Below are 26,956 nucleotides of genomic sequence, written 5' to 3'. Positions count from 1 at the left end.
ACTGGTTCATGCTGCTACTCCGCCGTTCTCTCGCACTCTCCCTTCGGGAATCGCTTCCTTCAGCGCTTGGTGCAGCTACTCCTCCAGCAGCGCGTTATAAATATCGCGCTTGGCGACGCCGCGGTCGGACGCGGCTTTTTTCATGGCGTCCTTGCGGGTGGAACCGGCGGCCTCGTAATAGGCGACATGCTCCTCGATACTGAGCGCGCGCCACCAGGCGGAATCAGCCTCATAAGCTTCCTCTAAGCTTTCTCCCTCAACGACGATGACATATTCCCCAAGCGGCGGGTGTTCTTCAAGCCACTCGGCGCATTCTTCAATGGTCCCTCGCAGGAATTCTTCGTATCGTTTCGTCAGCTCGCGTGCCAGAACGATTCGCCGGTTGCCGAGAGTCTCCCGCAAGTGAACCAGCGTCTTCGCTACCCGGTGCGGCGACTCGTAGAAAAGGAGAGTGCCCTGGGCGGCGCGCAGCGGGGCAAGCACCGCTTGGATGCTTTTACGCTCCCGGGGCAGAAACCCGACGAAAGTAAAAGTGTTCGTCGGGAGACCGGAAGCGATCAACGCGGACAGCGCTGCATTTGCTCCGGGTACAGGAACGACCGGAATTCCTTCACTGACAGCGAGCGCGACCAGGTCGGCGCCCGGGTCGGAAATAGCCGGCAGACCAGCGTCGCTGACCAATGCCAGATTTTTACCTTCTATTATATAGCGTATTAGTTCAGGACCGCTGGCGGCCTTGTTATGCTCATGATAGCTGAACAGCTGGCCGGGAGAAATGTCGAAATGGCTGAGCAGCTTGCGCGTCTGCCGGGTATCCTCGGCGGCGATAATATCGCATTCCTTCAGCGTCCGGACAGCCCGGAACGTCATATCCTCCAAGTTGCCAATCGGTGTCGCTACGAGAAATAAGGTGCCTGTCTTCTGCTGAACATCCGCCTCTTTTTGCTGAAAGCTGCTTTGGCATTGAATAGTCATGATTTTACCTCTTTTGAACCGTAGTAGATATCCAGAATTTCCGGACAATATTCATTGTCTTCAGTATATACAATCAGCGGCGGCTGTACCCGTACCTCCGGCTTTCCATCCCGCGCAGCCTCGATCAATACCATATTGGCCTCCAGATTCGCACGTGGATGCACAAAACGGATCGTCTTCGGCTCCAGTCTATACTTCCGCATCAAGCTTACGATATCGACCAGCCGCTGCGGCTTGTGCACCATACTGACCTTTCCGCCGGTGCGGACAAGCCGGACACAGGCCTGAATGACCTCCTCCAGTGTGCATCCGATTTCATGCCGGGCCATCGCCTGATGAGTGTTCAGCTTCAGATCGCTGCCGTTAAGCGGCATATAGGGCGGATTTACCGTAATGGCATCATATACTCCATATCCCGTCGTAAGATGCAGCGTCCGCAAATCCCCTTCATGAATGGTTATCTTCTCCTGAAGAGCATTCATCGCCACACTGCGGCGGGCCATATCGGCCAAACGGGGCTGAATTTCAATTCCTTCGATAGCCGCTGCCGTGCGGGTGGTCAGAAGCAGCGGGATTACTCCGTTGCCTGTACATAAATCCAGCACCCGGCCCCGCGGAGGTACAGAAGCAAATCTGGCCAGCAGAACGGCATCCATGGAGAAGCTGAATACCTCATCACTCTGAATAATATGCAAATTATGCGTAAGCAGATCATCCACACGCTCCGCAGCAAGCAGTGGGACTTCATTCAAACGGTTGCTCATCACCATTCTCCTATTCCAACATTCCAAGTACAAGCGAACTGTTAATCATTTATTATATTCAAAAAAAACCGTAGGCGGCGTCCTCCTACGGCTGTATATTCTTATTTATTAAGGAATGACAGGCAGAACAGACAGTCGCCTTCCGTACGCAGATGTCCAAAATTCACATTGCAGATATGAAAGCCCTCATGATACAACCGTGCCAGATTATCGTAGCCCTCGCCAACAACTTCATCTGAAGTGCTCTCGCTCTGTGCGGAAGGCTTTCCGACAGCCTCTGTCTTCGAAGATGGACCCGGCGGGGCCTCTCTCTTCAAAATTTTGCGCAGCTGCTCATTTTCCAGCGTCAGGCGCTGATTCACTTCCATTAATTCTTTTACGGTTTGCTTCCAATCTCCAAGATTTAGACGCATCGTTTCCATTTGCGCTTCTATCTCCTGGATGTGTGCAAATATATTTTTCTTTTCCAAGTTTCCACCCCGAAAGTAACCTTAATGGTCTACTTGACGACAACATCATCCATTGGAAGTTCCTTTACTTTACCCACTTCAAACAACTGCACATGAACCGTGCGGTTTCCGGCATGGATGCCAACCACCTTGCCTTCACCAAGCGAAGTGACGACCAGTTTGCCCACTGCAGGCATCTCTTCCTTTACACTTTCGTAGTTATCATGCTCAAATTTCAGGCAACACATTAATCTTCCGCAAAGCCCGGATATTTTGGTCGGATTGAGCGAAAGACTTTGGTCTTTGGCCATCTTGATCGATACCGGCTCGAAATCACCCAGCCACGAAGAACAGCACAGCACCCGGCCGCATGGACCGAGACCACCGAGCATTTTGGCTTCATCTCGAACGCCAATTTGTCGAAGCTCAATGCGGGTGCGGAAAATGCTGGCCAAGTCCTTGACCAATTCCCGGAAATCAACCCGGCCTTCTGCCGTGAAATAAAAAATGATCTTGTTGCGGTCAAACGTAAACTCCACATCCACCAGCTTCATTTTGAGGCCATGATCGCGGATTTTATTTAAACAGGTTGCAAAAGCGTCCTTGGCCGCCTGCTTGTTCTCCTCCACCACGCACGCGTCACTTTCACCGGCGATACGCATGACTTTCTTAAGCGGAAGTACGACATCGGCTTCAGGAACCTCTTTTTTGCCTACTACGACCTTGCCATATTCAATCCCCCGCGCCGTCTCAACAATCACGCATTGATCCTGTTCAATCGGCAAATCCAAAGGATCGAAATAATATATTTTACCCGCCTTTTTGAAGCGGACACCGACTACGCTGTACAACAAAATTACCCTCCTTGTCTGCCGGTGAAGGAACCCCAGCAAGTCCGCTCCATGATGTTTCATGCTTGTTCTTTCCTTAACCGTAACACAAGAAGAAACGGCTGTACCCATTTTATAAAAGCATAGGCTTTATAAGCAGCGATACGGCGTATCGCTTTCAGGCGCTAACAGAAATATCAGGCCAAAAGTTGCTTCTTGAAGGCTGCCCTAACAGGAAGCGTAAACAAACTGTGTCCTTTAGCTTTCCAGACGTATCAAAAACTGCTCCAGACATAGCTGGGCATTGACATTGAAACGCAGCTTCTTCTTGCTCTCGGCGGCAAACTCCATATAAGCTACCCACTGGGAAGAAGTACGCGTTCTGGCGTAATTTGAAATAAAGTCCAACTGATCTATGAAAACGATGCTTTCGTGTTTTCGGTACAGGAAGTACAGCATGTCTTTAAACCACAGGTGGAACATACTGAACAAGGTATCCAAATGCTCACCAAGCCCGGTCTTGAACAGCTTCTGACCCGCGGTCGCCACCGCCGAGCCATTCTTGCCCAAAGACTCCTTCGCTAATTGTAACACTAGGTTTCTCATTTCTGCAAACCAATTCTGCTCCAAAAGCTCTTTGCATCCTTCCAGTCCCGATGTCAAAGATACCGCGCAGCGCGCAAGGGGAGCGGAGACTCCTTCATTCGACAAAACCTGCAGCATCATCTCCGGCGGCAGCGGTGCAAACGGCACGCGCTGGGTTCTCGACTGAATGGTCGGCAGCAGCGATTGGCTGTTGTCCGCAATCAGTACGGCAACTGCAGGCACGGGAGGCTCTTCCAAAAATTTAAGCAGACTGTTGCCTGCCTGAACGGTCATTCTTTCCGCTTGGTCTATAATATATACTTTCGGATTGCCGCCCTCGGCTCGATATGAAAAGACCCGCTGCAATTCGCGGATCTGGTCGATTTTGATGCTGTTTCCTTCCGGCGAAAGAATCTTTAAATCCGGATGGTTGCCATGTTGGACCTTTCGACACTCCAAGCATTCGCCGCAGGCGTCATCCTTGAGGGCCGTACAAAAAATCGCTTGGGCCAACATAAGCGCCGTCTTCATTTGACCGCTGCCCGCCGGACCACTGAACAAATAAGCGTGGCCCAGCGTATCCGTACGCAGCGAATTTTGCAAAATCCGTTTGGCGGTTGTCTGTCCCAATATATCGTCAAAAGGCATAATATCCTCCTATAGCGTTAAAAAGCAAGGTTAATCAGCATTCCGCGAATTTCGCCCACCTTGCCCAGCAGATCAATTCGTCCCTGCTCGCTCTCAAGCAGCTCATCCGCAAGCGTCAGCAAAGCGGCGTCGATTTCCTCCAGAAGCTTATACCTTTTCCCGCGTCCTCTTCGGTCCCAGCCCTTGGTTTCTTTTAGCCTTACACCGCGGCGTGCCGTTTCTTCCAGAAATTTTTTGACCATTACCCGATAAATCGCCAGTTCGCGTATTGTCATCGATTTGGATAGACGTTCACCTTGAACCTGAATCTCCTGGATTTGACGGGTCAACTCATCCCGAGTCGCCTGTTCGCCATGCTGCTGAAACACATCGGAGAACGTTTTTTGCTGAACCAGCTTGTTCGCATTTTCATTTAGGGGCAGTTCATTTTTCAAAGGCCTGAAGCCCGGATTAATCTTCATGGGTCGCCCATCGCCCTTCTTTGCCAATTGATATCATGATTGAAATCAAGCGGGAAGCGGCTGCCGCTTACTGATACGATCAGCCGTTTCTTCCCGCCCATACTTAATAATGCTCGAACCGGTCGACAGGAAGTACAAACACAGTCGCTCCGCCCACTTGAACCTCGACTGGAAGCGGCAAATAAGAATCCGTCGTTCCACTCATAGGCGTTACCGGAGTAACCAACTGTTCACGAACCTTGCAGTTATTGCGGATAACGCCGAGTACGGATTCAACCTGACTGTCTTCAACCCCAATCATGAAGGTGGTATTTCCCGCCCGCAAAAACCCGCCCGTACTTGCCAGCTTGGTTGCCCGGAAATTGGCTTTGACCAGCTCACTGGACAGACGGTTGCTGTCCTTGTCTTGGATAATCGCAACAATCAGTTTCATCTTTGCATCTCCTCTTTTGCGTTATTTTGTGATAGTCCCACAAAGTAAAGAATGGACTTCTAAGCATACCAGATACTATGCGGGGAACCTGAGAACTGATATATCTTTTTAAGAAGAAATGAACGCTTTATATAATATATTAGACAATGAAGTTTAAAAATCCTTTAACAGCCTGTCCTCAAGAGTATTTATAAGCTCTCGCTCCACCACATGCAGCGGCCGACTGGCATCCAGAGTCACGATCCGCTGCGGATTTGCCTCTGCGATCATGCGATAGCCTTCTCTCACCTTTTGATGAAAGGCAAGACTCTCCAGATCAAGCCGGTTAATTTCCCGCTCTCCGTTAGCCGAAATTCTCGCCAGCCCTTCTTCCGGTTCGATATCCAGATAAAAGGTCAGATCGGGCATCCTGCCCCCGGTGGCAAACTGGTTGATCGCCCGTACTTCCTCCATACCCAAACCTCTGGCATAGCCTTGATATACAAGGCTGCTGTCCACAAAACGGTCGCACAGCACGATTAGTCCTTCCTTCAGCGCCGGCTCCACTCTCTCGGCCAAATGCTGACTCCTTGATGCGGCATACAGCAGCGCTTCGGTTCGCGCATCCATTGCTGTATGGGCAGGGTCCAGAATAATGGAACGGATCTTCTCGGCAATCTCAATGCCACCCGGTTCCCGGGTAATTAAATAAGGAAGAGAGCGGTTCTGCAAATAAGCTGCTAGCCTGCCTATAATCGTTGTTTTTCCCGATCCTTCCCCGCCCTCAAGTGTAATAAAAAATCCTTCCCGGCCCAATTACGTCACTCCGCCTTTCTTTAATCCGAAATTCAATAATTCTTTGATGTCCGCATTTCTTTAGTGGCCGCGCAAAGTATTTGAATAGACTCCGCAGCCCAATCACTTTGTGCGGTTGTTTTATACCTCTACCTGAGTTATATATACCTTTATCGTCTGCAAAATCGGGTCGGACACGGACTGAAACTTTGCACCGGCTTCCACCAGGCTGCGCAGCCTGTAACTTATTTCCCCGGTAATAACCTCGCCTGGATACAGCAGCGGTATTCCCGGCGGGTAAGGGATGACCATCTCCGCCGCGACTCTGCCCTCGCTCTCTTCAAGCTTGATGCGTTCTGTCTCTTCCTCCCGTACGGGTCTTAGGGAAAACTGAACCGGCGCCGATAAGGGACTACGTTCAAAATTGTTCCACGTGGAAACATGGGCGGAAGCGGAGGGGAAAGGACCCGGGGGGTATTCCCTGTCAATTTCCCGCAGCGCAGCTAGGAGCGAGACGGCATCTTCAGCCCGCGAACCGAGGCTGAAGAGAAGCACCACGTGCCGCTCGTCGCTCATTTCCGGCACGCAGCCCTTCCTTTCGAGCTGTGCCTGCAGCTCGAATCCGCTCAGGACCCCGGCAGCGTCATAAATGACGACCTTGAAGGGGTCCTGCGTGCTGTAGGCGGCGTCGGTGCTTCGCCGCCCCGAGACCCGGGGGGCGGAAGTCTCCGCTCCGCCCCCGCCGGTATGCCGCTGCGGCGCCTTCGGCCGCAGCGCTGCAAAGCGCGGCAGCTCCGCCAGGCCGCGCCGCAGGGTCTTCACGGCGGCCAGCCCCGCCGTGAAGGCATCGGCGCGCCGCGTGTGGAGCAGCCGGCGCGCCAGATCGAGCGAAGCCATCACGGGGTATGATGGGCTGGAGCTCTGCACCATGGCGAGCCCGCCGCCGCAGGGGCGCGGTCGAGCCGCGGCCCCTGCACATGCAGCATGGCGCCCATGGTCATCGCCGCAAGCATCTTGTGCGTGGACTGCACGACGCCGTCCGCGCCGCAGCTTAAAGCACCCGCAGGCAGCTCCGGGTGCTGCCCGTAGTGCGCCCCATGCGCCTCGTCGACCAGCAGCGGCACGCCGCTGTCGTGACAGGCCCGCGCGAGGGGCGCCAAGTCGGTTCCCATGCCGTAGTAGTTCGGCATGGTCACCAGCAGGCCGGCGGCCTCCGGCCAGGCCGCCAGCGCTTTGCGCACCGTCTCTTCCGCCGGTGCGACCGCAAGGCCGCTGCTTTCATCCAGCAGCGGGTCGAGAAATACCGCACGCGCTCCCGCCAGCATAAGCCCGTGAATCACCGACTTATGCACATTGCGCTGTACCAGCAGCACGGCGCCTGGCTCGGCGCATACCGTCAAGATCAGGGCGAGGTTTCCCGCCGTACTCCCTCCTACGAGAAAAAAACTTTCCTCTGCCCCAAAACAATCCGCAGCGAGTCTCTGCGCTTCCAGAATGACGCCGCCAGGATCATGCAGATCGTCGCTCCCCGAAATTTCGGTAATATCCGCCGTCATGACCTCATCCAGAAAGCCGGCGCTTTGGTCCATCCGATATGCCTGCCCATTCTTATGACCCGGCACATGAAAAGATATCTTTCCTTCCGCTTTGTAGCATTCGAGCATTTCATATAATGGCGCGCTTTTGCGCTCTTCTTCTTTCATCGATCAAAATTCCTTCCACACCGGCCTATCTTTATTTTAACCTATATCCGTTCCCCCGCCTATGCCCTGTATCTGCCGCTTGTGCGCACAACAAAAACGGCCTCACCCTATAATCCTCACCGGGGAAAGCCGTATACCAAAGCTGTGTATAAACGACAACCGCCTCGTACCTTGCAGCATCATCACGACAAAAGAGCTGTACGACGAATGGGGCGGCTTTTAGGCATTCTTTTGCAGTCCGATTTTTTTCATCCGTCCGATAAAAAAGCGGTATTTGGCATCCTCCGCCTCAGTCCTTACCATCTCGGCCTCGCAATCCTCGCAAATAAATTGCGACACGATGCGAATCCCTTCTTCCTTCTCCTGCCCGCATATGATGCAGGTTTCAATTTTAGCATGTTCTTGTTCCATAGAAATCCCACCTTGGTCCTTTTAAGAACAGTATGCTTCACTTCCTATCATTTTAAACCCTTTCATAGTTTTTTCATATCCTTGAATCCCTTATTTTTCAAGCCTGACCGGTCTTGGCCGGTTTAAACCTATAGATTTAATAAATCCATTGAAATTGCCGATAGTAGGGATAAGAGATATGCTGACTTGGAGGATGGGTATGGAACCGACGATTAAAGGAGCTACCTTTTACCAATATAAACTTCTCAAAAAAATGAGCATTCCCCTTTATGCTCTGCGGATCTACGCCGCGTTTCCCATCCTTTTTATCATCCTGGAATCCGTTTTCGTTTCCCCGGCCGGTTTATTCTACTTTCTAATCGCTGTTCCGGTTATTCTTTGGATTCAATATGTCGTTTCCCGGTCCATACTATTAATTGCGGGTTACCCGATTGCAAAAAGATGGCGTAATTCTTTTAGACTGCCCTGGCCCGGTTTTATGCCGGATCAATATATCAGCTGCCGCCTCTTCCGCAGGGTCCAGCTTCATAATTTCTGGATTGGTCTTTCCTTTACAGCACTATTTCTCATTTGGTCGCCGCCTGCTTTTACCCTCTCTTTGGCTTTTATGCATCTATGGCTATTGTTTCCGAGGTTCTACGCTCTGCTGTGGACGGGTTGGAAGAGACAGGATGACATGCTGAAATTTAGTCCTGCCGATGTTTCATGCTATTCGCAGTAGCAATTTTCTTCCTCCCTTAACGAATCATACTCCATATTACATACGTTCGTGTCCGCGAGTAAACAGAAATCGCCATCCTATGGATGGCGATTCTGTTGTCTATTGGCTGCCTATGCTCTGGACAGCCGTTTTCTTATCTTTTGGAATCATCACAATAAAATAACCGTCATGGATAGTCAAGTGAACAACGAGTTGATCTTTCTTGAACACATGCGAACTCGACGCCTTGTCTTCCGTCAGTTCATGCCAGCCCCAATTCTGTATAGCTTTAAAATAAGGTTCCGGGATACTGTCTTTCTCCTTTAACCCTGGCAGCGAATAGCGGACGTAGTCCATAGCCGCGTTTGTTGTCGTCCGATCCGGAGAATTCGCTTCCTTCGGTACAGGAAAGCTTTTTTCGTTAAGAGCTCCCTCAAACGATTCCCAGGACGGTTTCGTCGATCCGCATCCCGCCAGCATCACAGCTGCAATACATAAAATAAGGAGCGCCCACAGCATTCGTGCTCGCTTCATACCTTAAATCCTCCTTACCCTCTTACCCTGCAACTAAAGACACAGGAACAAATTCAACAAATGAATTCTATGAGTAGTTCATTCGTATTAAGGTTATGCTCTAATTTGCACTTTTCCATTATACTTGTAACAAACGCCCTGTCGGTAACAAAAATGTCATCCGGTCTATACCTGTTTCCTCTCCCCTTTACCAACACTTCTATGCAAGATCGGTCTCTTTCACTACTTCTATTTCATTGGAGATCTCAATCAGATTACGATCGGGATCGCGTATATACACCGATTCGATCGGTCCCTGCGCTCCTGTCCGCTTAACAGGCCCTTCCTCCAAGGGCACCCGACAAGTCTCAAAATGGGAGATTACCACCGCGAGCGGTGTAAGAGTAATAAAGCGTAAATCAGCCGAACCGGGGGTTGGGTTCTGTGCCTTCGGCTCAAATTCCTTTCCAAGTTCATGCAGATTGATTTTTTGGCGTCCAAAATGCAGGGCATGACGTCCACTGCCAAATGAAACCACCTTCATTCCGAGTACATTCTCATAGAATGTTATCGTCTTTTGGATATCGCGCACTGTTAACACAAGATGATCCAGACGGTCTATGCTAATGGCTATTCGCTTGTTCATAATCCGCTTCCTCTCTTCGTGTTCACTTTTGTAGAATCGAATAAAACATACAAAAAACCACTGCTGAAATTCAGCAGTGGTTCATGTGCTTGGCGGCGTCCTACTCTCCCAGGACCCTTCGGTCCAAGTACCATCGGCGCTGGAGGGCTTAACGGTCGTGTTCGGGATGGGTACGCGTGGAACCCCTCCGCCATCGCCACCAAACGGGCATTTGCTTGAACAAATGCATACATCAGGTTTTCAGCATCGCCAAATGCTGATAGCAACTTCTGTTTACCGCAACTACTAGAGCTGCATTCAACAGAATCCTTGCTCCCTGAAAACTGGAACCGAAACGAATCTTGCGTTTATTTTTGGATAAGCCCTCGACCGATTAGTATTGGTCAGCTCCATGCATTGCTGCACTTCCACCTCCAACCTATCTACCTCGTCGTCTTCAAGGGGTCTTACTAATTGGGAAATCTCATCTTGAGGGGGGCTTCACGCTTAGATGCTTTCAGCGCTTATCCCGTCCGTACGTAGCTACCCAGCCATGCTCCTGGCGGAACAACTGGTGCACCAGCGGTACGTCCATCCCGGTCCTCTCGTACTAAGGACAGCTCCTCTCAAATTTCCTACGCCCACGACAGATAGGGACCGAACTGTCTCACGACGTTCTGAACCCAGCTCGCGTACCGCTTTAATGGGCGAACAGCCCAACCCTTGGGACCTACTTCAGCCCCAGGATGCGATGAGCCGACATCGAGGTGCCAAACCTCCCCGTCGATGTGGACTCTTGGGGGAGATAAGCCTGTTATCCCCAGGGTAGCTTTTATCCGTTGAGCGATGGCCCTTCCATGCGGTACCACCGGATCACTAAGCCCGACTTTCGTCCCTGCTCGACTTGTTGGTCTCGCAGTCAAGCTCCCTTCTGCCTTTGCACTCTTCGAATGATTTCCAACCATTCTGAGGGAACCTTGGGACGCCTCCGTTACGCTTTAGGAGGCGACCGCCCCAGTCAAACTGCCCGCCTGACACGGTCCCCGCACCCGTTTAGGGTGCCAGGTTAGAACCTAGATACGATCAGGGTGGTATCCCAACGGCGCCTCCACCGAAGCTGGCGCTCCGGCTTCTAAGGCTCCCACCTATCCTGTACAGATCGTACCCAAGTTCAATATCAAGCTGCAGTAAAGCTCCATGGGGTCTTTCCGTCTTGTCGCGGGTAACCTGCATCTTCACAGGTATTAAAATTTCACCGGATCTCTCGTTGAGACAGCGCCCAAGTCGTTACGCCATTCGTGCGGGTCAGAATTTACCTGACAAGGAATTTCGCTACCTTAGGACCGTTATAGTTACGGCCGCCGTTTACTGGGGCTTCGGTTCACAGCTTCGGGTTTAACCCCTAACCGCTCCCCTTAACCTTCCAGCACCGGGCAGGCGTCAGCCCGTATACTTCGCCTTGCGGCTTCGCACAGACCTGTGTTTTTGCTAAACAGTCGCTTGGGCCTTTTCACTGCGGCCCCCTCGGGCTATTCACCCTACCGAGGCACCCCTTCTCCCGAAGTTACGGGGTCATTTTGCCGAGTTCCTTAACGAGAGTTCTTCCGCGCGCCTTAGAATTCTCTTCTCGCCTACCTGTGTCGGTTTGCGGTACGGGCACCTTCTCCTGGCTAGAGGCTTTTCTTGGCAGTGTGAGATCATGACCTTCGCTACTGTAATTTTCGCTCCCCATCACAGCCCAGCCTTAATGGTGTACGGATTTGCCTATACACCAGCCTCGCTGCTTGGACGGACATCCATCAGTCCGCGTCACTACCCTCCTGCGTCCCCCCATCGCTCATAGCGGATTACGGTGGTACAGGAATATCAACCTGTTGTCCTTCGACTACGCCTGTCGGCCTCGCCTTAGGTCCCGACTTACCCTGAGCGGACGAGCCTTCCTCAGGAAACCTTGGGCTTTCGGCGGATCAGATTCTCACTGATCTTTTCGTTACTCATACCGGCATTCTCACTTGTATGCTGTCCAGCTGTCCTTACAGTCAACCTTCAACCCACATACAACGCTCCCCTACCCCTGATGCATACGCATCAAGCCATAGCTTCGGTGGTGTGTTTAGCCCCGTTACATTTTCGGCGCAGAGTCACTCGACCAGTGAGCTATTACGCACTCTTTCAATGGTGGCTGCTTCTAAGCCAACATCCTGGTTGTCTGTGCAACTCCACATCCTTTCCCACTTAACACACACTTGGGGACCTTAGCTGATGGTCTGGGCTGTTTCCCTTTTGACAATGGATCTTAGCACTCACTGTCTGACTCCCGGTGCATCAGTAGCTGGCATTCGGAGTTTGACTGAGCTTGGTAACCCTTGCGGGCCCCGCACCCAATCAGTGCTCTACCTCCAGTACTGTTAATCACCGAGGCTAGCCCTAAAGCTATTTCGGGGAGAACCAGCTATCTCCGAGTTCGATTGGAATTTCTCCGCTACCCCCACCTCATCCCCGCACTTTTCAACGTGCGTGGGTTCGGGCCTCCAGTGCGTGTTACCGCACCTTCACCCTGGACAGGGGTAGATCACACGGTTTCGGGTCTACGCCCACGTACTTAAGTCGCCCTATTCAGACTCGCTTTCGCTGCGGCTCCGGCTTCTCGCCTTAACCTTGCACGTTAAACGTAACTCGCCGGTTCATTCTACAAAAGGCACGCCATCACCCCTATAACGGGCTCTGACTTCTTGTAAGCACACGGTTTCAGGTACTATTTCACTCCCCTTCCGGGGTGCTTTTCACCTTTCCCTCACGGTACTGTTTCACTATCGGTCGCCAGGGAGTATTTAGCCTTGGCAGATGGTCCTGCCGGATTCATACGGGGTTTCACGTGCCCCGCACTACTCGGGATCCGTCTCGGAGGGAACCAAATTTGGGCTACAGGGCTTTTACCTCTATCGCGGGCCTTTCCAGACCTCTTCACCTATCTTGTTCCTTTGTAACTCCATGTGAGACGTCCCACAACCCCAGGGAGCAAGCTCCCTGGTTTAGGCTGTTCCGCGTTCGCTCGCCGCTACTGACGGAATCACTCTTGTTTTCTCTTCCTCAGGGTACTTAGATGTTTCAGTTCCCCTGGTCTGCCTCCACCTACCCTATGAATTCAGGTAGGAGTGACTGTGCATTACCACAGCCGGGTTTCCCCATTCGGACACCCCCGGATCAACGCTTGCTTACAGCTCCCCGAGGCATTTTCGTTGTTCGCCACGTCCTTCATCGGCTCCTGGCGCCTAGGCATCCTCCGTGTGCTCTTAGTAGCTTAACCACATGTTTTCCCGTTAGGGAAAATCATGAACCACTATTCACTTCACTTGATCAATCGCTTGACACAAGTTCAGCTAAAAGATGTTCTAAAACGCAATTTTCGTTTCGGTATCCAGTTTTCAAGGATCAAGATTGAGAGTTTGAGCTCTCAAAACTGAGCAACGAGTGAGCAACAGGCCTAAACCTGAGTTTTGGAAGCTTAGCTTCCGATTTGAATGTTTCCGCTCGGGAAACGATTCTCCATAGAAAGGAGGTGATCCAGCCGCACCTTCCGATACGGCTACCTTGTTACGACTTCACCCCAATCATCTACCCCACCTTCGGCGGCTGGCTCCCTTGCGGGTTACCCCACCGACTTCGGGTGTTGTAAACTCTCGTGGTGTGACGGGCGGTGTGTACAAGACCCGGGAACGTATTCACCGCGGCATGCTGATCCGCGATTACTAGCAATTCCGACTTCATGCAGGCGAGTTGCAGCCTGCAATCCGAACTGAGACCGGCTTTATAAGATTGGCTCCACCTCGCGGTTTCGCTTCCCGTTGTACCGGCCATTGTAGTACGTGTGTAGCCCAGGTCATAAGGGGCATGATGATTTGACGTCATCCCCACCTTCCTCCGGTTTGTCACCGGCAGTCACTCTAGAGTGCCCAGCTTCACCTGCTGGCAACTAAAGTCAAGGGTTGCGCTCGTTGCGGGACTTAACCCAACATCTCACGACACGAGCTGACGACAACCATGCACCACCTGTCTCCTCTGTCCCGAAGGCCGCGCCTATCTCTAGACGATTCAGAGGGATGTCAAGACCTGGTAAGGTTCTTCGCGTTGCTTCGAATTAAACCACATACTCCACTGCTTGTGCGGGTCCCCGTCAATTCCTTTGAGTTTCAGTCTTGCGACCGTACTCCCCAGGCGGAGTGCTTACTGTGTTAACTTCGGCACCAAGGGTATCGAAACCCCTAACACCTAGCACTCATCGTTTACGGCGTGGACTACCAGGGTATCTAATCCTGTTTGCTCCCCACGCTTTCGCGCCTCAGCGTCAGTTACAGCCCAGAAAGTCGCCTTCGCCACTGGTGTTCCTCCACATCTCTACGCATTTCACCGCTACACGTGGAATTCCACTTTCCTCTTCTGCACTCAAGCTGCCCAGTTTCCAGTGCGACCACAGGTTGAGCCCATGGTTTAAACACCAGACTTAAACAGCCGCCTGCGCGCGCTTTACGCCCAATAATTCCGGACAACGCTTGCCCCCTACGTATTACCGCGGCTGCTGGCACGTAGTTAGCCGGGGCTTTCTTCTCAGGTACCGTCACTCTTGTAGCAGTTACTCTACAAGACGTTCTTCCCTGGCAACAGAGCTTTACGATCCGAAAACCTTCATCACTCACGCGGCGTTGCTCCGTCAGGCTTTCGCCCATTGCGGAAGATTCCCTACTGCTGCCTCCCGTAGGAGTCTGGGCCGTGTCTCAGTCCCAGTGTGGCCGTTCACCCTCTCAGGTCGGCTACGCATCGTCGCCTTGGTGAGCCGTTACCCCACCAACTAGCTAATGCGCCGCAGGCCCATCCCCTGGTAGCAGATTGCTCCGCCTTTCCGCCTTCCGGTATGCACCAGAAGGTCTTATCCGGTATTAGCTACCGTTTCCGGTAGTTATCCCAGTCCAAGGGGCAGGTTGCCTACGTGTTACTCACCCGTCCGCCGCTAAGTCCTTTTGAGAGCAAGCTCTCAAAAGGACTCCGCTCGACTTGCATGTATTAGGCACGCCGCCAGCGTTCGTCCTGAGCCAGGATCAAACTCTCCAATAAGGTTTTTTCGTGCGATTATCACCCGAATCACTCCGAGAAAATAACCATCCGAAAAGTTTATCGATAGAGCGATTCGCTCATTTTGAAACATCTGACGAGAATTTGCATTCTCTTCATTTTGGAACTCGCTAAAGCGAATTCCCACTCACTCGTTGTTCAGTTTTCAAAGATCAAACTTGTTTGTCGCCGTTCAACTTAATGTCTCAGCAGCAACTTTTATAATATATCATATCGGGCCGTTTAATGCAAGCTCTTTTTTTTAATTTCTTTTTGAAGCAGAACTCGTATTTCTTGGCCGGAATTAGAATATACCATGTTTGATTTTTTTATGCAACCCTTTTGTTTAAAAAAATAACAAGCGGATCTCTGCCTTAAGATATAATCTCCTTAATATACAGGTTGCGCGAATGTGCCAGATTAATGATCCTACCTTCTACGCTTACCAAAGGACGTGTAGGATTGCTCCGATCCGAGAAGATGATTTCCCCCTGCCGGCCGTCGATTAGGCGTATCTTGGTTCCGTTATGCAATTCTGTCGTCTTATAAACAAAGGTTTGTACAATAGAAGGGTCCAGCTTGCCAAAGCCCTCTTTCTGAATTTCTTCCAGAACCAGATAAGGAGATTGCGCCTTCTTGTATATCCGCTCCAGTGTCATCGCATGAAAAATATCCGCCACGGCGACAATTTTCGCGTATAGATGAATTTGGCTGCCTTGGAGCCGAAGCGGATAACCGGATCCATCAATTTTCTCATGATGCTGCAAAGCCGCAAGCCGAACTCCTTCGTTAATGGCCGTTACATTTCGCAATATCTGATATCCATAAGTCGTATGTCTGCGCACTTCATTTCTTTCGGTAATCGTAAGCGGTTCAGGCTTCTGAAGAATGGAAAAATCGATTTTGGCATTTCCTATATCATGCAGCAAACCGGCAAAGGCCACCTGAAGCCACTCTTTTTGCGGATACCCGCACCATTGGGCAATCTTATAGGAGGTCAGCGCGGAGAGCACAGCGTTATGATAAATATAGTCCTGTTCATTAAGCACCCGTGGAGCAAAATTCAGAACATGGTAGTCCTTGATATGCGCAATCAACCCTTCCAGCGCGCTACGCAGATCATAAATAGGCAGAATCGCAGCGCTGGCGGAGTTATAACAGTTCCTGATCAGCGTCAGCATTTTATCGTATTCTTCGTGCAGATTTGAATTGCTCCGGTTCAGCGAAGAGACTGCACTGGCCGTTCCCGTTTTAGCATCCCCCTTCGAAGGAGTTACGGACGCTTCCAAAGCTTGGGCGTCCTCCTCTGCGCCTTCAATATCCACCTGCCGAATCAAGAATGCTTCCAATATCTCCATATCGCGCGGCAGCAGTATTTTCCCCTTGGTAAACAGAGTTCCCCCCAATGGTGTAATGACGTCTTTACTCACTTTTGAACCCGCTTTTACTTCCGCCACCGATATGCTCGGCATACGCTCAACCCCTTTATTCTGACCGTGCTAAAAATAGGTACTATTTACCTAATTATATTATGGAAATAGGGAAGCGACTAGTATGAAAGTTTTAGTATTATAATTTTTTTAAAAGTTAAAAAAGAGAGCACCCGCCATCACTGGCTACAGGTACTCTCTCTCAATTAATTCATTAAAGCTATTCCAGAGTTTCTCCGCTATCTTCCGGATCGGAATCGGCAGCATCAGATCCATTGACTTCCGGAGCTTCGTTCAGCTCCAGATTGCCGCCCGCTGTCTCATCGGACTGCGCGGTCTCATCTTCCTCTTCCTCACTCTTATCAGTGCGGCAGACGGTCGATACGGCATCCTCTTCGCGGATATTGATCAGTTTCACGCCCTGAGCATAACGTCCCATGGTCGAAATTCCGTCCATACTCATGCGGATCAAGGTTCCGCCCGTCGTGATGATCATCAGATCCTCCTCCTGCTTAACAACCTTGAGGCTGACGACAGGACCGTTCTTTTCCGTAAGATTGATGGTCTTGATCCCCTTGCCTCCGCGTGTCTGCAGACGATAATCCCCGGCAGGCGTACGTTTGCCGTAGCCCTTGGTAGTAACGATGAGCACATCCAAGCTCTGGTCGATGCAATCCATTCCGATAACATGATCCTCTTCGTCCAGGGTGATGCCTTTGACTCCTGTAGCGCTCCGGCCCATTGAACGGACATCCTCCTCGGAGAAGGTAATGGACATTCCGTCCGCCGTGCCCAAAATAAGCTTCTGCTTGCCATCGGTAAGCTTCACATCGATCAGCTCATCTTCTTCACGCAGATTGATTGCGATGAGTCCGCCCTTACGGATATTGTTGTAATCCTCGAGCGGCGTCTTTTTCACAATTCCTTCGCGGGTAGCAAAGAACAGGTATTTATCGCTATCAGTTTCCTCAATCTGGATGACTGCGCTGATCTTTTCTCCCTGCTCGATCTGGAGCAGATTAATAATCGGTGTCCCGCGCGCCGTCCGTCCAAGCTCCGGAATTTCGTAGGCCTTGATCCGGTATACTTTTCCTTTATCGGTAAAGAACATCAGGTAGTTATGGGAATTGCTGACGAAAAGATGCTCCACAAAATCCTCATCCTTCGTGTCCATGCCCACAACGCCGCGACCGCCGCGTTTTTGACTGCGGTAAGTGGTTACCGGAAGCCGCTTAATGTAACCGGTATGCGAAACCGTTATGACGACCTCTTCGCGCGGGATAAGATCTTCATCGAGAATACTCTCTTCTCCGATGGTGATCTCCGTCCGACGCTCGTCGGCATACCGGTCGCGCAGTTCCTGCAGCTCATTGCTGATAATTTCAAGCACCAGCGATTCATCAGCCAGAATGGCCTTGTACTCGGCTATTTTGGCCAGCAGCTCATTATACTCGTTCTCGATCTTATCGCGTTCCAGACCGGTCAGACGCTGCATCCGCATGTCTAGAATCGCCTGTGCCTGCTCGATACTGAGACTAAAGGTCTCAATCAAGCCTTCACGCGCAATATCAACCGTGCGCGAAGCGCGGATCAGAGCGATGACTTCATCCAGGTTGTCCAGCGCGATGCGCAATCCTTCCAGAATATGCGCCCGGGCTTCCGCCTTCTTCAGTTCAAATTCCGTCCGGCGGCGAATAACCTCGATCTGATGCTGCAAATAATGGTACAGCACGTCGCGCAGATTCAGCACCTTCGGCTCATTGCCGACAATGGCCAGCATGTTAATGCCAAAGGTAGACTGCATTGAAGTGTGCTTATACAAGTTATTGAGCACAACATTCGCGTTAACATCCCGTCTGACTTCGATAACGACGCGCATTCCGTTGCGGTCCGACTCATCCCGCAGATCGGTGATGCCTTCAATCCGTTTCTCACGAACCAACTCGGCAATTTTCTCCACCAACCGGGCTTTGTTAACCTGGTAAGGCAGCTCGTTAACAACGATCCGTGCCTTGCCGTTACTCTCCTCTTCAATCAATGCCTTCGCGCGCATCGTGACCGAGCCGCGGCCCGTACGATACGCCTGGCGTATGCCTTCGCGGCCCAAAATATAGCCGGCCGTAGGAAAATCCGGCCCTGTGATATATTCCATAAGTTCCATCGGCGTAATTTCGGGATTACGGATCATGGCCTGTACGCCGTCAATGACCTCACCCAAATTATGCGGCGGAATATTGGTAGCCATCCCTACGGCGATACCGGATACCCCGTTAACCAACAGGTTGGGAAAACGGGAAGGAAGAACAGCCGGTTCATGTTCCTCGCCGTCATAGTTAGGTATAAAATCAACCGTCTCTTTGTTCAAATCGCGCAGCATTTCCATAGCGATCTTGGAAAGTCTGGCTTCGGTATACCGCATTGCCGCAGCCATATCGCCGTCAATCGAGCCGAAATTGCCATGCCCGTCGACTAGCATATAGCGCATGGAGAAATCTTGGGCCATCCGGACCATCGTCTCATAAACGGCAGAGTCGCCGTGAGGATGGTACTTACCGATCACCTCACCGACGATTCTCGCCGATTTCTTGTAAGGCTTATCCGGTGACATTCCAAGCTCCGACATCGCAAACAAAATGCGCCGGTGCACCGGCTTGAGTCCATCCCGTACGTCCGGCAAAGCCCGGCTCACAATGATGCTCATTGCGTAATCCATAAAGGAATCGCGCATTTCCACACCGATGTCCCGATCCCTGATTTGCGGGTTATTTTGTTCAGCCATGAGTTGCTGGACCTCCTTAAGTTAAAAACCGCTACCCTTAATTATATTCCTTTCACAAAAACAGCACAATTAAACGTACTAGCCTATAACCGTCATATAAAAGATTTTCTTGCCCGGATCCCGGGTGTTTGCCCTGTCCGTATATACTCACGGCTCATAGACTGTATGGAGCAGACCGTGCCAAACCGCCCCATGACATCGCATAAAGATATCATCCCATATCCTTCGATTATACCATTGTTTAGAACACTTGTCCTTATATTTCAGAGTGTAAAGGGAGGAGTAACATGAGAATTCAACGGGTTTCCAGCAAATGGGCCAAGACCGAAGTCATCCTGCAGAACCGCTCCTTGGCGCCTTATATTCCCGATACCCGTAAATATGATTATTCGATGCTTAATGAGATGCTCGTCCTGTATGAAACCGTCTATATCAAGCCGGATCGCGGAACCTACGGATGCGGGGTCATGCGAGCGGAGCGGCGGAATCTGATCCTGACACCCAGCGGCGCGAAAAATCCGGAAGCACACGAAGTGGAAAACGCCGAGCCAAGTGTAATGTATATCCTCCGTTACGGTACCAAAGCGAATGCCTTTCAATCGATGGAAGAGCTGCATCAGGCCATCACCGGAAGAATAAAGGAGCGTCCCTATTTGATTCAAAAAGGAATCAACCTTCTGCGTTATAAGAATCTGTCATTCGATTTGCGTGTGCTTGTCCAAAAAAACCTGGAGGGCCGATGGGAAACAACGGGACTTTTGGGCAGAGTGGCGGCGCCGCAAAAAATTGTGACCAATTATCATAACGGAGGACGCATTCAATCGGTTGAGGCGCTGCTTGCCGAGCATATGGTTCCTGCCGATCGCACATCCATGATACTTCGTCTGAAACATCTTGGTGTCCGAATCGGGCGCCAACTGGAGAAGGCTTTCCCGGATATGAAGGAAATCGGCCTGGATGTCGCCATGGACGATCATCATGATTTATGGATTCTTGAAGTCAATACATTGCCTTCGCTCGTAGCATTCAAGCTGTTTGACGACAAATCCATTTACCGTAAAATCCATCGGTATGCAGCCGCCTACGGACGTGCCGGCTTCGGCAACGCGAGTTTATCCTCGCGCCGCAAGCAGCTTACGCGCGGCCGTTAGCGGCCGGATTCCTTTCATCTTGATCTACGCAAAAGCAGCCCCCGGACCGCTTTACTTGGCGGCAACCAGAGGCTGCTGAAGATGGATCATGCCGAATCGAATTCATTAGGCTGGAGCTGATAGCTCATTAAACATCGAGATTCTTGACCGTTTTGGCATGCTCCTGGATAAAATCGCGCCGTGGCTCCACATTATCGCCCATCAGCGTATCGAAAATGCTATCCGCCAGAATGGCGTCTTCGATCGTTACCTGCAGCATACTGCGGCTTTCGGGATCCATTGTCGTTTCCCAGAGCTGCGTGGCATTCATCTCTCCAAGGCCTTTATAGCGCTGAACATTAAATTTGGCGTTGTCTCCGAAGGTGGCGATAATCTCGTCGCGCTCCTTCTCCGAGCCGGCGTAGCGCACCACCTTGTTGCGTTCCACTTTGAACAGCGGCGGCTGGGCGATGTAGATAAAGCCCGCGTCAACGATTTTGCGCATATACCGGTAAAAGAAGGTCAGCAGCAGAGTACGGATATGGGCGCCGTCGACATCCGCATCCGTCATGATGACAACCTTGTGGTAACGCGCCTTCGACAGGTCGAAGTCATCGCCGATTCCCGTTCCCAAGGCGGTAATAATGGCCCGAATCTCTGCATTGGACAAGATGCGGTCCAGACGCGCCTTCTCCACGTTCAGAATTTTACCGCGCAGCGGCAAAATCGCCTGAAAATGCCGGTCACGTCCCTGCTTAGCCGATCCGCCGGCAGAGTCGCCTTCGACGATGAACAACTCGCTGATGGAAGCATCCTTGGACGAGCAGTCGGCCAGCTTGCCCGGCAGCGCACTGACTTCAAGAGCGCTCTTGCGCCGCGTCAGTTCGCGGGCTTTGCGCGCCGCTTCACGCGCCCGGGAAGCCTGCAGCGATTTATCCAGGACGCGCCGGGAAATGGCCGGGTTCTCCTCAAGGAACTCCTGCAGCTTCTCGCCAAACAGCGATTCCACAATCCCGCGAACCTCGCTGTTGCCGAGCTTTGTCTTCGTTTGACCCTCAAACTGCGGCTCGGGAATCTTCACGGAAATGATCGCCGTCAGTCCTTCACGGACATCGTCTCCGGTCAGATTGGAGCTGTTATCCTTGATGATCCCGCTTTTCCGGGCATAATCGTTGATAATCCGCGTCAAGGCACTCTTGAATCCGGATTCATGCGTTCCGCCCTCATGGGTATGAATGTTATTGGCGAAAGAGTAAATATTTTCGGTGTACGAATCGTTGTATTGAAGCGCCACTTCGACTTGAATCATATCACGCGAACCGCCCACATAGATGGGTTCCTCATGCAGCACTTCTTTTTTCTCGTTGAGGAACTTCACGTATTCGATTATGCCGCCATCGTACTTGAACGTGTTCACCGTACCGGTTCGCTCATCCGTGAGAGAGATTTCAATTCCCTTATTCAAGAATGCCAGCTCGCGAATCCGGGTAAGGAGAGTATTATATTCATACACGGTCGTTTCGGTAAAAATCTCCGGGTCCGGGTGGAAAGTCGTCTTAGTCCCCGTCTCTTCGGTATCGCCAATCATCCGAATGTCGTACTGAGGGGCCCCCCGGCGATATTCCTGCTGGTACACATGTCCCTCACGCTTAACCGTGACAACCACTTTTTCCGAGAGGGCATTCACTACCGAAATACCCACCCCATGCAGGCCGCCCGATACTTTATATCCGCCGCCGCCGAATTTGCCCCCTGCATGCAGGACGGTCATGACGACTTCAAGCGTCGATTTCTTCAGCTTCGTGTTCTCTCCGACAGGAATTCCCCGTCCGTTGTCGATTACGGTTATACTGTTGTCCTCATGCACAATAACTTGGATTTTGTCGCAATAACCGGCCAACGCTTCGTCAATACTGTTATCGACAACTTCCCATACGAGATGGTGCAAGCCCTTTACGCTGGTCGAACCGATGTACATGCCCGGACGCTTGCGGACCGCTTCCAGCCCTTCAAGCACCTGAATCTGGCTCTCATCATATGTCGGTTGATTCATTGACATGCCTTCACCTACTTCTTTCAGATTATTACTTTGGCCCTGGACGGGCTTCAACTGTCAAGCAGCATTCTGGATCTTTTTTTGAGTGTGGAAGAAGAAATGGGGGAATAATACACAATGTTCTGCGTAACGACTATGGATTTGGCTTCTTCTTCGCCGATTCGCTCCAATTTCTTGTCATTCAAAGCCGCGGTAACGAACTGTTTGGACAATTTGGAGGATTTCTCGATGGAAATATCGAATATGGCAATCAGTTCCGAAGACCGGATAATCTTTTCCCCGCCCAAATGAATATACATGGTCTTCCTCCGCTCATTTAAGACTCTATGATTCCGCTGTGGACTCGATACTGGATTGCGCCTTTTAATTTATCGGCGTTCAGGCTTTCGATTCCGGTAGCCGTTATGAATGTTTGCACTTTGCTCTGAAAAGTTTCAATCAGCTGCGTTTGACGGTATGGATCAAGTTCCGACAGAACATCGTCAAGCAGCAGGACGGGATATTCCCCGATTTCCCCATGGATAAGTTCAATTTCGGCCAGCTTAAGCGATAGAGCGGTCGTGCGCTGCTGCCCTTGGGAGCCATAAACGGAAGCCTCTCTGCCATTGATAAAAAAAGACAGATCGTCCCGATGGGGACCTGTCAGCGTCATTCCTCGCCGGATTTCCTGTTCACGTGTTTGTGATAACTTTAACATAAATTTGTCCAATAAGACAGCTTCATCTTCCTCTTCCCGCTCTCCGAAAGAAGGAATATAGTGCAATTTCAGCTCTTCACCGCCGTTTGTAATTCCTTTATGAATCTCTTCAGCCCAAACTTGCAGCTTCTTTATGAATTCTTTCCTTTTTTTGACGATTTTAACACCATGCTCTGCAAGCTGTGCATCCCATATTTCCAGCATATCGCCGCCGGCTTCCTTTTTGCCCCACAGCTGCTTTAACAGATTGCCTCTCTGGAGGAGCACCTTCTGGTACTGCTGGAGGTGAAACAGATAGCTTGGCTGAACCTGGCCGATTTCCATATCCAGAAAACGGCGCCGAACTCCCGGTGTCCCTTTGACGATCTCCAGATCCTCGGGAGCGAACATGACGACATTCAGCGAACCGACAAATTCGCTCAGACGCCGCTGCTCAAGACCGTTGATTTTCGCTTTCTTCCCCTGCGGGGACAGCGTCAGCTCAAGTTTCAAATTCCCGTATCTCCGCCGTACCTCCGCCTCGATATAAGCCGCGCCGTCCGGAGCGTCGAAAGAGATCAGCTCGCGGTCCTTTGACGTTCGGTGGCTCTTGGTCATCGCCAGGCAATAAAGGGCCTCGACGAGATTCGTCTTGCCCTGGGCATTTTGTCCAAGGATCAGATTCACATCTCCCAGGCCTTCAAGCTGCAGCGATCCGTAGTTTCGGTAATGCCGCAGGGTGATATTGTGTACAAACACGAAAGCGTTCCTCCCAAGAAGAAACGGCTGCGCTTTCCTCCGTGGGGAAGGCGCCCGCTTCTCGCCGAAACATAAGCCCATAAACAAGCAACTAGCTCATTTATGCTTATATTTCAAGATAGCTCCACAAAGTGGAGCGTTAATTTTACGCACAAACTATGTTTATACTTCTCCGCCGGTTACCTCGAAGATGCCTTCGTCCTTCACTTCGACTTTGTCACCCGGATACAATTTTCTTCCCCGGCGATCCTCTTTTTCTCCGTTCACGAGCACATGGCCCTCCTGCAAAAGAGCCTTCGCCATCCCGCCTGTGGATACGCAGTCCGAGAGCTTTAAAAATTGATCCAGCTTAATATATCCACTGTGGATAACTATTTTTTTCATGATTTCTTTCCTCTCCGCCACTTATCCACAAAGGGGAATTCCGGCGTTAATTGGTCGTACGATAAGGCAAAATAACATACAGAGCCTTGCTTGCATCCAGCGGCTTTAAAATAATCGGGCTCATCATCCCGGTAAAAGCGATCGTCAGCTGTTCGCTGTCGACTATTTTCAGCACATCCAGCATATATTTGGAGTTAAACGATATTTTCAGCGGTTCGCCTTTAAAATCGATCACTTCAAGCTCTTCCCGTACTTTGCCAAGCTCCGAAGAACTGGAGGATATTTCGATCCCCCCCTGTTCCAGCGTCTGCAGGCGGACGATGTTCGTCTTCTCTTCGCGGGACAGCAAATAAGCCCGGTCGATCGATTCGCTTAATTTTTTTGTTTCCAAGGTTAGTTCTGTTTTGTAAACACTCGGAATAATTCTAGAAGTATCCGGGTATACGCCGTCGAGGATGCGGGTGTAGAACAGAACCCGGTCCAATTTGAAAAGCACCTGATTATCGGCCACGACGATATCAACGAGCATGTTCTGGTCGGGAATGATTTTGCTCAGCTCATTGAGCGTTTTGCCGGCAATAACGACATTGGCAAACCGGACATCCTCCGTTCCTTCCAGCTTGGCTGCTCTTGTGGCCAGACGATGGCGGTCGGTTGCGGTAAACTTGAACTCCCCGTCGGACAGATTCCATAGTATACCTGTTAAAATCGGCGTTGTCTCCTGGGTGGAGATGGAAAAAGCCGTTTGTTTGATCATATTTTTCAGTAAATCTCCGGGTAAAGAAATCGTTTCATTGCCTTCAATATTCGGCAGGACAGGAAATTCCTCCGGATCAAGACCGACCATTTGAATTTCCGTTGCTCCGGAAGAAATGTAAGTCTGAAAGCCATCCTTGACCTCCATATGAATTTCTTTGGATGGCAGCTTCTTGATGATTTCAACGAAAAATTTTGCCGGCAGCACTACGCTTCCCGGCTGCTCCACCTTCACAATTTGCTCGCTGTCATTTTCCGCAGGGATAAACGATTGAATGGAAATATCGGTATCGCTAGCGGTAAGCGTAACGCCCTGATAACTGACTTCCAGCTTGATGCCGGTAAGAATAGGAATCGTTGTTCTGCTGGATATCGCCTTGGATACGTGCTGAATGGATTCGTTGAGTTCATTTTTAAGAATGCTGATTTTCATAATTTCACTCCTAGCTGAATATTGGGCGGACTGTTAAGAAGAGTTAGGAAGCTTTGTGCTGGTCCTTCAAAAGAGGCGCAGCCGCTTCATCTTGGATGAAGATAATATATAGATTTTAAATAGTATTAGTAGTAGGGGCGCCGGATATGTGGATAAGCTGCCCAAACTGCATAAAATTAAGCCTACGCACATGTGAATAGATTGTGTATAGGCTTGTTTATTCCTTCTGCTACGAAGGATTTTTTATTTTCTCGGAAATATTGTTTACCACTTTGTACAGTTCTTGATCAACCTTAAGCGACTGGCTTATTTTTTCGTGGGCGTGAATTACGGTCGTATGGTCCCTTCCTCCAAAGGCTTCGCCGATCTTGGGCAGTGAATAATCGGTCAGTTCCCGGGAAAGATACATAGCGATCTGCCTTGGAAAAGCGACGGCTTTCGTCCGTTTACGCGCCTTGAAATCCTCCAGTCTCAAATTGTAATATTCGCCGACCTTTTGTTGAATATCCTGAATGGTGATCATCTTCGGCCGGCTGGACGGAATAATATCCTTCAGCGCTTCGGCTGCCAAGTGGGTCGTTACATCCTGATTGGTCAGCGATGAGTAGGCGACCACCCGAATGAGAGCGCCTTCCAGCTCACGGATGTTCGTATCGATCTGATTAGCTATATACATCATCGCTTCGTTTGGAATGTCAAGGTTCTCGGCTTTGGCCTTTTTGCGCAAAATCGCGATCCGTGTCTCCAGATCCGGCGGCTGGATGTCCGTTATCAGTCCCCACTCGAACCGGGAACGCAGCCGTTCCTCAAGTGTCGGAATTTCCTTCGGCGGCCGGTCGCTGGAGATGATAATCTGCTTGCGTTCCTCATGCAGCGCATTGAACGTATGGAAGAATTCCTCCTGCGTCGATTCTTTGCCGGCGAGGAATTGGATATCGTCAATCAGCAGAATGTCAACATTGCGGTACTTGTTGCGAAAGCTTTCGCCGCGGTTGTCGCGGATGGAGTTGATGAACTCGTTGGTGAATTTCTCGGATGAAATATAAATCACCTTGTTGCTCGGATTATGTTCAAGAATATAATGGCCGATCGCATGCATCAGATGAGTTTTGCCGAGCCCCACCCCTCCGTATAAGAACAAGGGATTGTATGCTTTGGCCGGAGCTTCCGCCACGGCAAGCGACGCCGCATGGGCAAACCGGTTCCCGGAGCCGATGACAAATGTATCGAACGTATACTTGGGATTCAGCATATGCGTCTGGGCTTCTTCACGGGATACAGCGGGCGGTCCGGGGGAAATCTGTACGACAGGCTCCGCAGGCTTGTTCTCTTCTATAACAAACTTGACGTCTACCTGCTTTCCCGTCACTTCGAAAACCGTAGCTCCGACCAGCTTCGTATACCTGCTTTCAAGCCATTCCACGGCGAATGTTGTCGGCGCCGAAATGACGAGCGACTTGGAACTGAATGAGATCGCTTTGGTTGCTTTAAACCAGGTATCATAGCTTGGCTTGCTTAGTTTGGTCTGAATAATCGATAAAATCTGCTGCCATAGTTCGGAAGTATGGCTTTCCAC

General features: G+C 50.9%; 20 protein-coding genes, 3 rRNA genes and 1 pseudogene. 1 reads left to right on the top strand and 23 read right to left on the bottom strand.

What is annotated here, in order from left to right:
* Positions 1–75: 75 nt before the first annotated feature.
* The 17 genes and pseudogenes from rsmI to gyrA all read right to left on the bottom strand — a co-directional run bounded on the left by rsmI (position 76) and on the right by gyrA (position 19,186).
* Positions 76–975, bottom strand: a complete 900-nt coding sequence (gene rsmI / locus PUR_RS00120) for a 16S rRNA (cytidine(1402)-2'-O)-methyltransferase (protein WP_179033508.1) — start codon at positions 973–975, stop codon at positions 76–78.
* The gene (locus PUR_RS00115; RefSeq protein WP_179033507.1) at positions 972–1,739 is read right to left on the bottom strand and encodes a tRNA1(Val) (adenine(37)-N6)-methyltransferase; all 768 of its coding nucleotides are present in this window, start codon (positions 1,737–1,739) and stop codon (positions 972–974) included. The genes rsmI and PUR_RS00115 overlap by 4 nt, the downstream gene beginning before the upstream one ends.
* 101 nt (positions 1,740–1,840) lie before the next feature.
* Entirely contained in the window at positions 1,841–2,209 is a 369-nt protein-coding gene (gene yabA / locus PUR_RS00110) for a DNA replication initiation control protein YabA (protein ID WP_179033506.1), read from the bottom strand.
* A gap of 29 nt (positions 2,210–2,238) precedes the next feature.
* Positions 2,239–3,039: a PSP1 domain-containing protein gene (locus PUR_RS00105; protein ID WP_179033505.1), complete on the bottom strand. Its 801-nt coding sequence runs from the start codon at positions 3,037–3,039 to the stop codon at positions 2,239–2,241.
* 237 nt (positions 3,040–3,276) lie between these two features.
* Complete coding sequence (gene holB, locus PUR_RS00100) at positions 3,277–4,251, bottom strand: DNA polymerase III subunit delta' (protein WP_179033504.1); 975 nt, start codon at positions 4,249–4,251, stop codon at positions 3,277–3,279.
* A 17-nt stretch (positions 4,252–4,268) separates the two neighbouring features.
* Positions 4,269–4,712 (bottom strand): YaaR family protein, encoded by a 444-nt coding sequence (locus PUR_RS00095; RefSeq protein WP_179033503.1) that lies wholly within the window; start codon positions 4,710–4,712, stop codon positions 4,269–4,271.
* A 103-nt stretch (positions 4,713–4,815) separates the two neighbouring features.
* The gene (locus PUR_RS00090; RefSeq protein WP_124697717.1) at positions 4,816–5,145 is read right to left on the bottom strand and encodes a cyclic-di-AMP receptor; all 330 of its coding nucleotides are present in this window, start codon (positions 5,143–5,145) and stop codon (positions 4,816–4,818) included.
* Between the two features lie 153 nt (positions 5,146–5,298).
* A complete protein-coding gene (tmk, locus tag PUR_RS00085) occupies positions 5,299–5,940 on the bottom strand; it encodes a dTMP kinase (protein ID WP_179033502.1) in 642 nt (213 codons plus the stop codon).
* Between the two features lie 120 nt (positions 5,941–6,060).
* Positions 6,061–7,622: pseudogene (locus PUR_RS00080) on the bottom strand (aminotransferase class I/II-fold pyridoxal phosphate-dependent enzyme).
* A 219-nt stretch (positions 7,623–7,841) separates the two neighbouring features.
* Entirely contained in the window at positions 7,842–8,033 is a 192-nt protein-coding gene (locus PUR_RS00075) for a sigma factor G inhibitor Gin (RefSeq protein WP_124697720.1), read from the bottom strand.
* Positions 8,034–8,853: 820 nt separating this feature from the next.
* Positions 8,854–9,267, bottom strand: a complete 414-nt coding sequence (locus PUR_RS00070) for a hypothetical protein (protein ID WP_179033501.1) — start codon at positions 9,265–9,267, stop codon at positions 8,854–8,856.
* A gap of 199 nt (positions 9,268–9,466) precedes the next feature.
* The gene (locus tag PUR_RS00065; protein WP_197970115.1) at positions 9,467–9,892 is read right to left on the bottom strand and encodes a VOC family protein; all 426 of its coding nucleotides are present in this window, start codon (positions 9,890–9,892) and stop codon (positions 9,467–9,469) included.
* Positions 9,893–9,979: 87 nt separating this feature from the next.
* A 5S ribosomal RNA gene (rrf, locus tag PUR_RS00060) occupies positions 9,980–10,096 on the bottom strand.
* 149 nt (positions 10,097–10,245) lie between these two features.
* Positions 10,246–13,178, bottom strand: a 23S ribosomal RNA gene (locus PUR_RS00055).
* 245 nt (positions 13,179–13,423) lie between these two features.
* Positions 13,424–14,980, bottom strand: a 16S ribosomal RNA gene (locus PUR_RS00050).
* The 16S, 23S and 5S rRNA genes sit together here, the layout of an rRNA operon.
* A 371-nt stretch (positions 14,981–15,351) precedes the next feature.
* Complete coding sequence (locus PUR_RS00045; protein ID WP_179033500.1) at positions 15,352–16,449, bottom strand: HD-GYP domain-containing protein; 1,098 nt, start codon at positions 16,447–16,449, stop codon at positions 15,352–15,354.
* Between the two features lie 178 nt (positions 16,450–16,627).
* Positions 16,628–19,186 carry a DNA gyrase subunit A gene (gyrA, locus tag PUR_RS00040; protein ID WP_179033499.1) on the bottom strand — a complete coding sequence of 853 codons (2,559 nt, stop codon included), beginning with the start codon at positions 19,184–19,186 and terminating at the stop codon, positions 16,628–16,630.
* Positions 19,187–19,473: 287 nt separating this feature from the next.
* Here gyrA and PUR_RS00035 point away from each other — a divergent pair, with 287 nt between their 5' ends.
* Positions 19,474–20,337, top strand: coding sequence for a YheC/YheD family protein (locus PUR_RS00035; protein ID WP_179033498.1), 864 nt, complete (start codon positions 19,474–19,476; stop codon positions 20,335–20,337).
* A 127-nt stretch (positions 20,338–20,464) separates the two neighbouring features.
* Here the strand turns inward: PUR_RS00035 and gyrB are convergent, their stop codons facing one another.
* The 6 genes from gyrB to dnaA form a co-directional block, all read right to left on the bottom strand.
* Positions 20,465–22,375: a DNA topoisomerase (ATP-hydrolyzing) subunit B gene (gyrB, locus tag PUR_RS00030; RefSeq protein WP_179033497.1), complete on the bottom strand. Its 1,911-nt coding sequence runs from the start codon at positions 22,373–22,375 to the stop codon at positions 20,465–20,467.
* A gap of 47 nt (positions 22,376–22,422) precedes the next feature.
* Positions 22,423–22,671 carry an extracellular matrix regulator RemB gene (gene remB, locus PUR_RS00025; RefSeq protein ID WP_025332558.1) on the bottom strand — a complete coding sequence of 83 codons (249 nt, stop codon included), beginning with the start codon at positions 22,669–22,671 and terminating at the stop codon, positions 22,423–22,425.
* Between the two features lie 17 nt (positions 22,672–22,688).
* On the bottom strand, positions 22,689–23,807 hold the full coding sequence (recF, locus tag PUR_RS00020) for a DNA replication/repair protein RecF (protein ID WP_179033496.1): 1,119 nt from the start codon (positions 23,805–23,807) through the stop codon (positions 22,689–22,691).
* A gap of 162 nt (positions 23,808–23,969) precedes the next feature.
* The gene (yaaA, locus tag PUR_RS00015; RefSeq protein ID WP_179033495.1) at positions 23,970–24,191 is read right to left on the bottom strand and encodes a S4 domain-containing protein YaaA; all 222 of its coding nucleotides are present in this window, start codon (positions 24,189–24,191) and stop codon (positions 23,970–23,972) included.
* A gap of 46 nt (positions 24,192–24,237) precedes the next feature.
* Positions 24,238–25,380 (bottom strand): DNA polymerase III subunit beta, encoded by a 1,143-nt coding sequence (gene dnaN / locus PUR_RS00010; protein ID WP_179033494.1) that lies wholly within the window; start codon positions 25,378–25,380, stop codon positions 24,238–24,240.
* Between the two features lie 229 nt (positions 25,381–25,609).
* A complete protein-coding gene (gene dnaA, locus PUR_RS00005) occupies positions 25,610–26,956 on the bottom strand; it encodes a chromosomal replication initiator protein DnaA (protein WP_179033493.1) in 1,347 nt (448 codons plus the stop codon).

This window comes from Paenibacillus sp. URB8-2 (genome assembly GCF_013393385.1).
Taxonomy (GTDB): domain Bacteria; phylum Bacillota; class Bacilli; order Paenibacillales; family Paenibacillaceae; genus Paenibacillus_AQ.
This window is presented reverse-complemented; position numbering and strand designations above follow the sequence as displayed.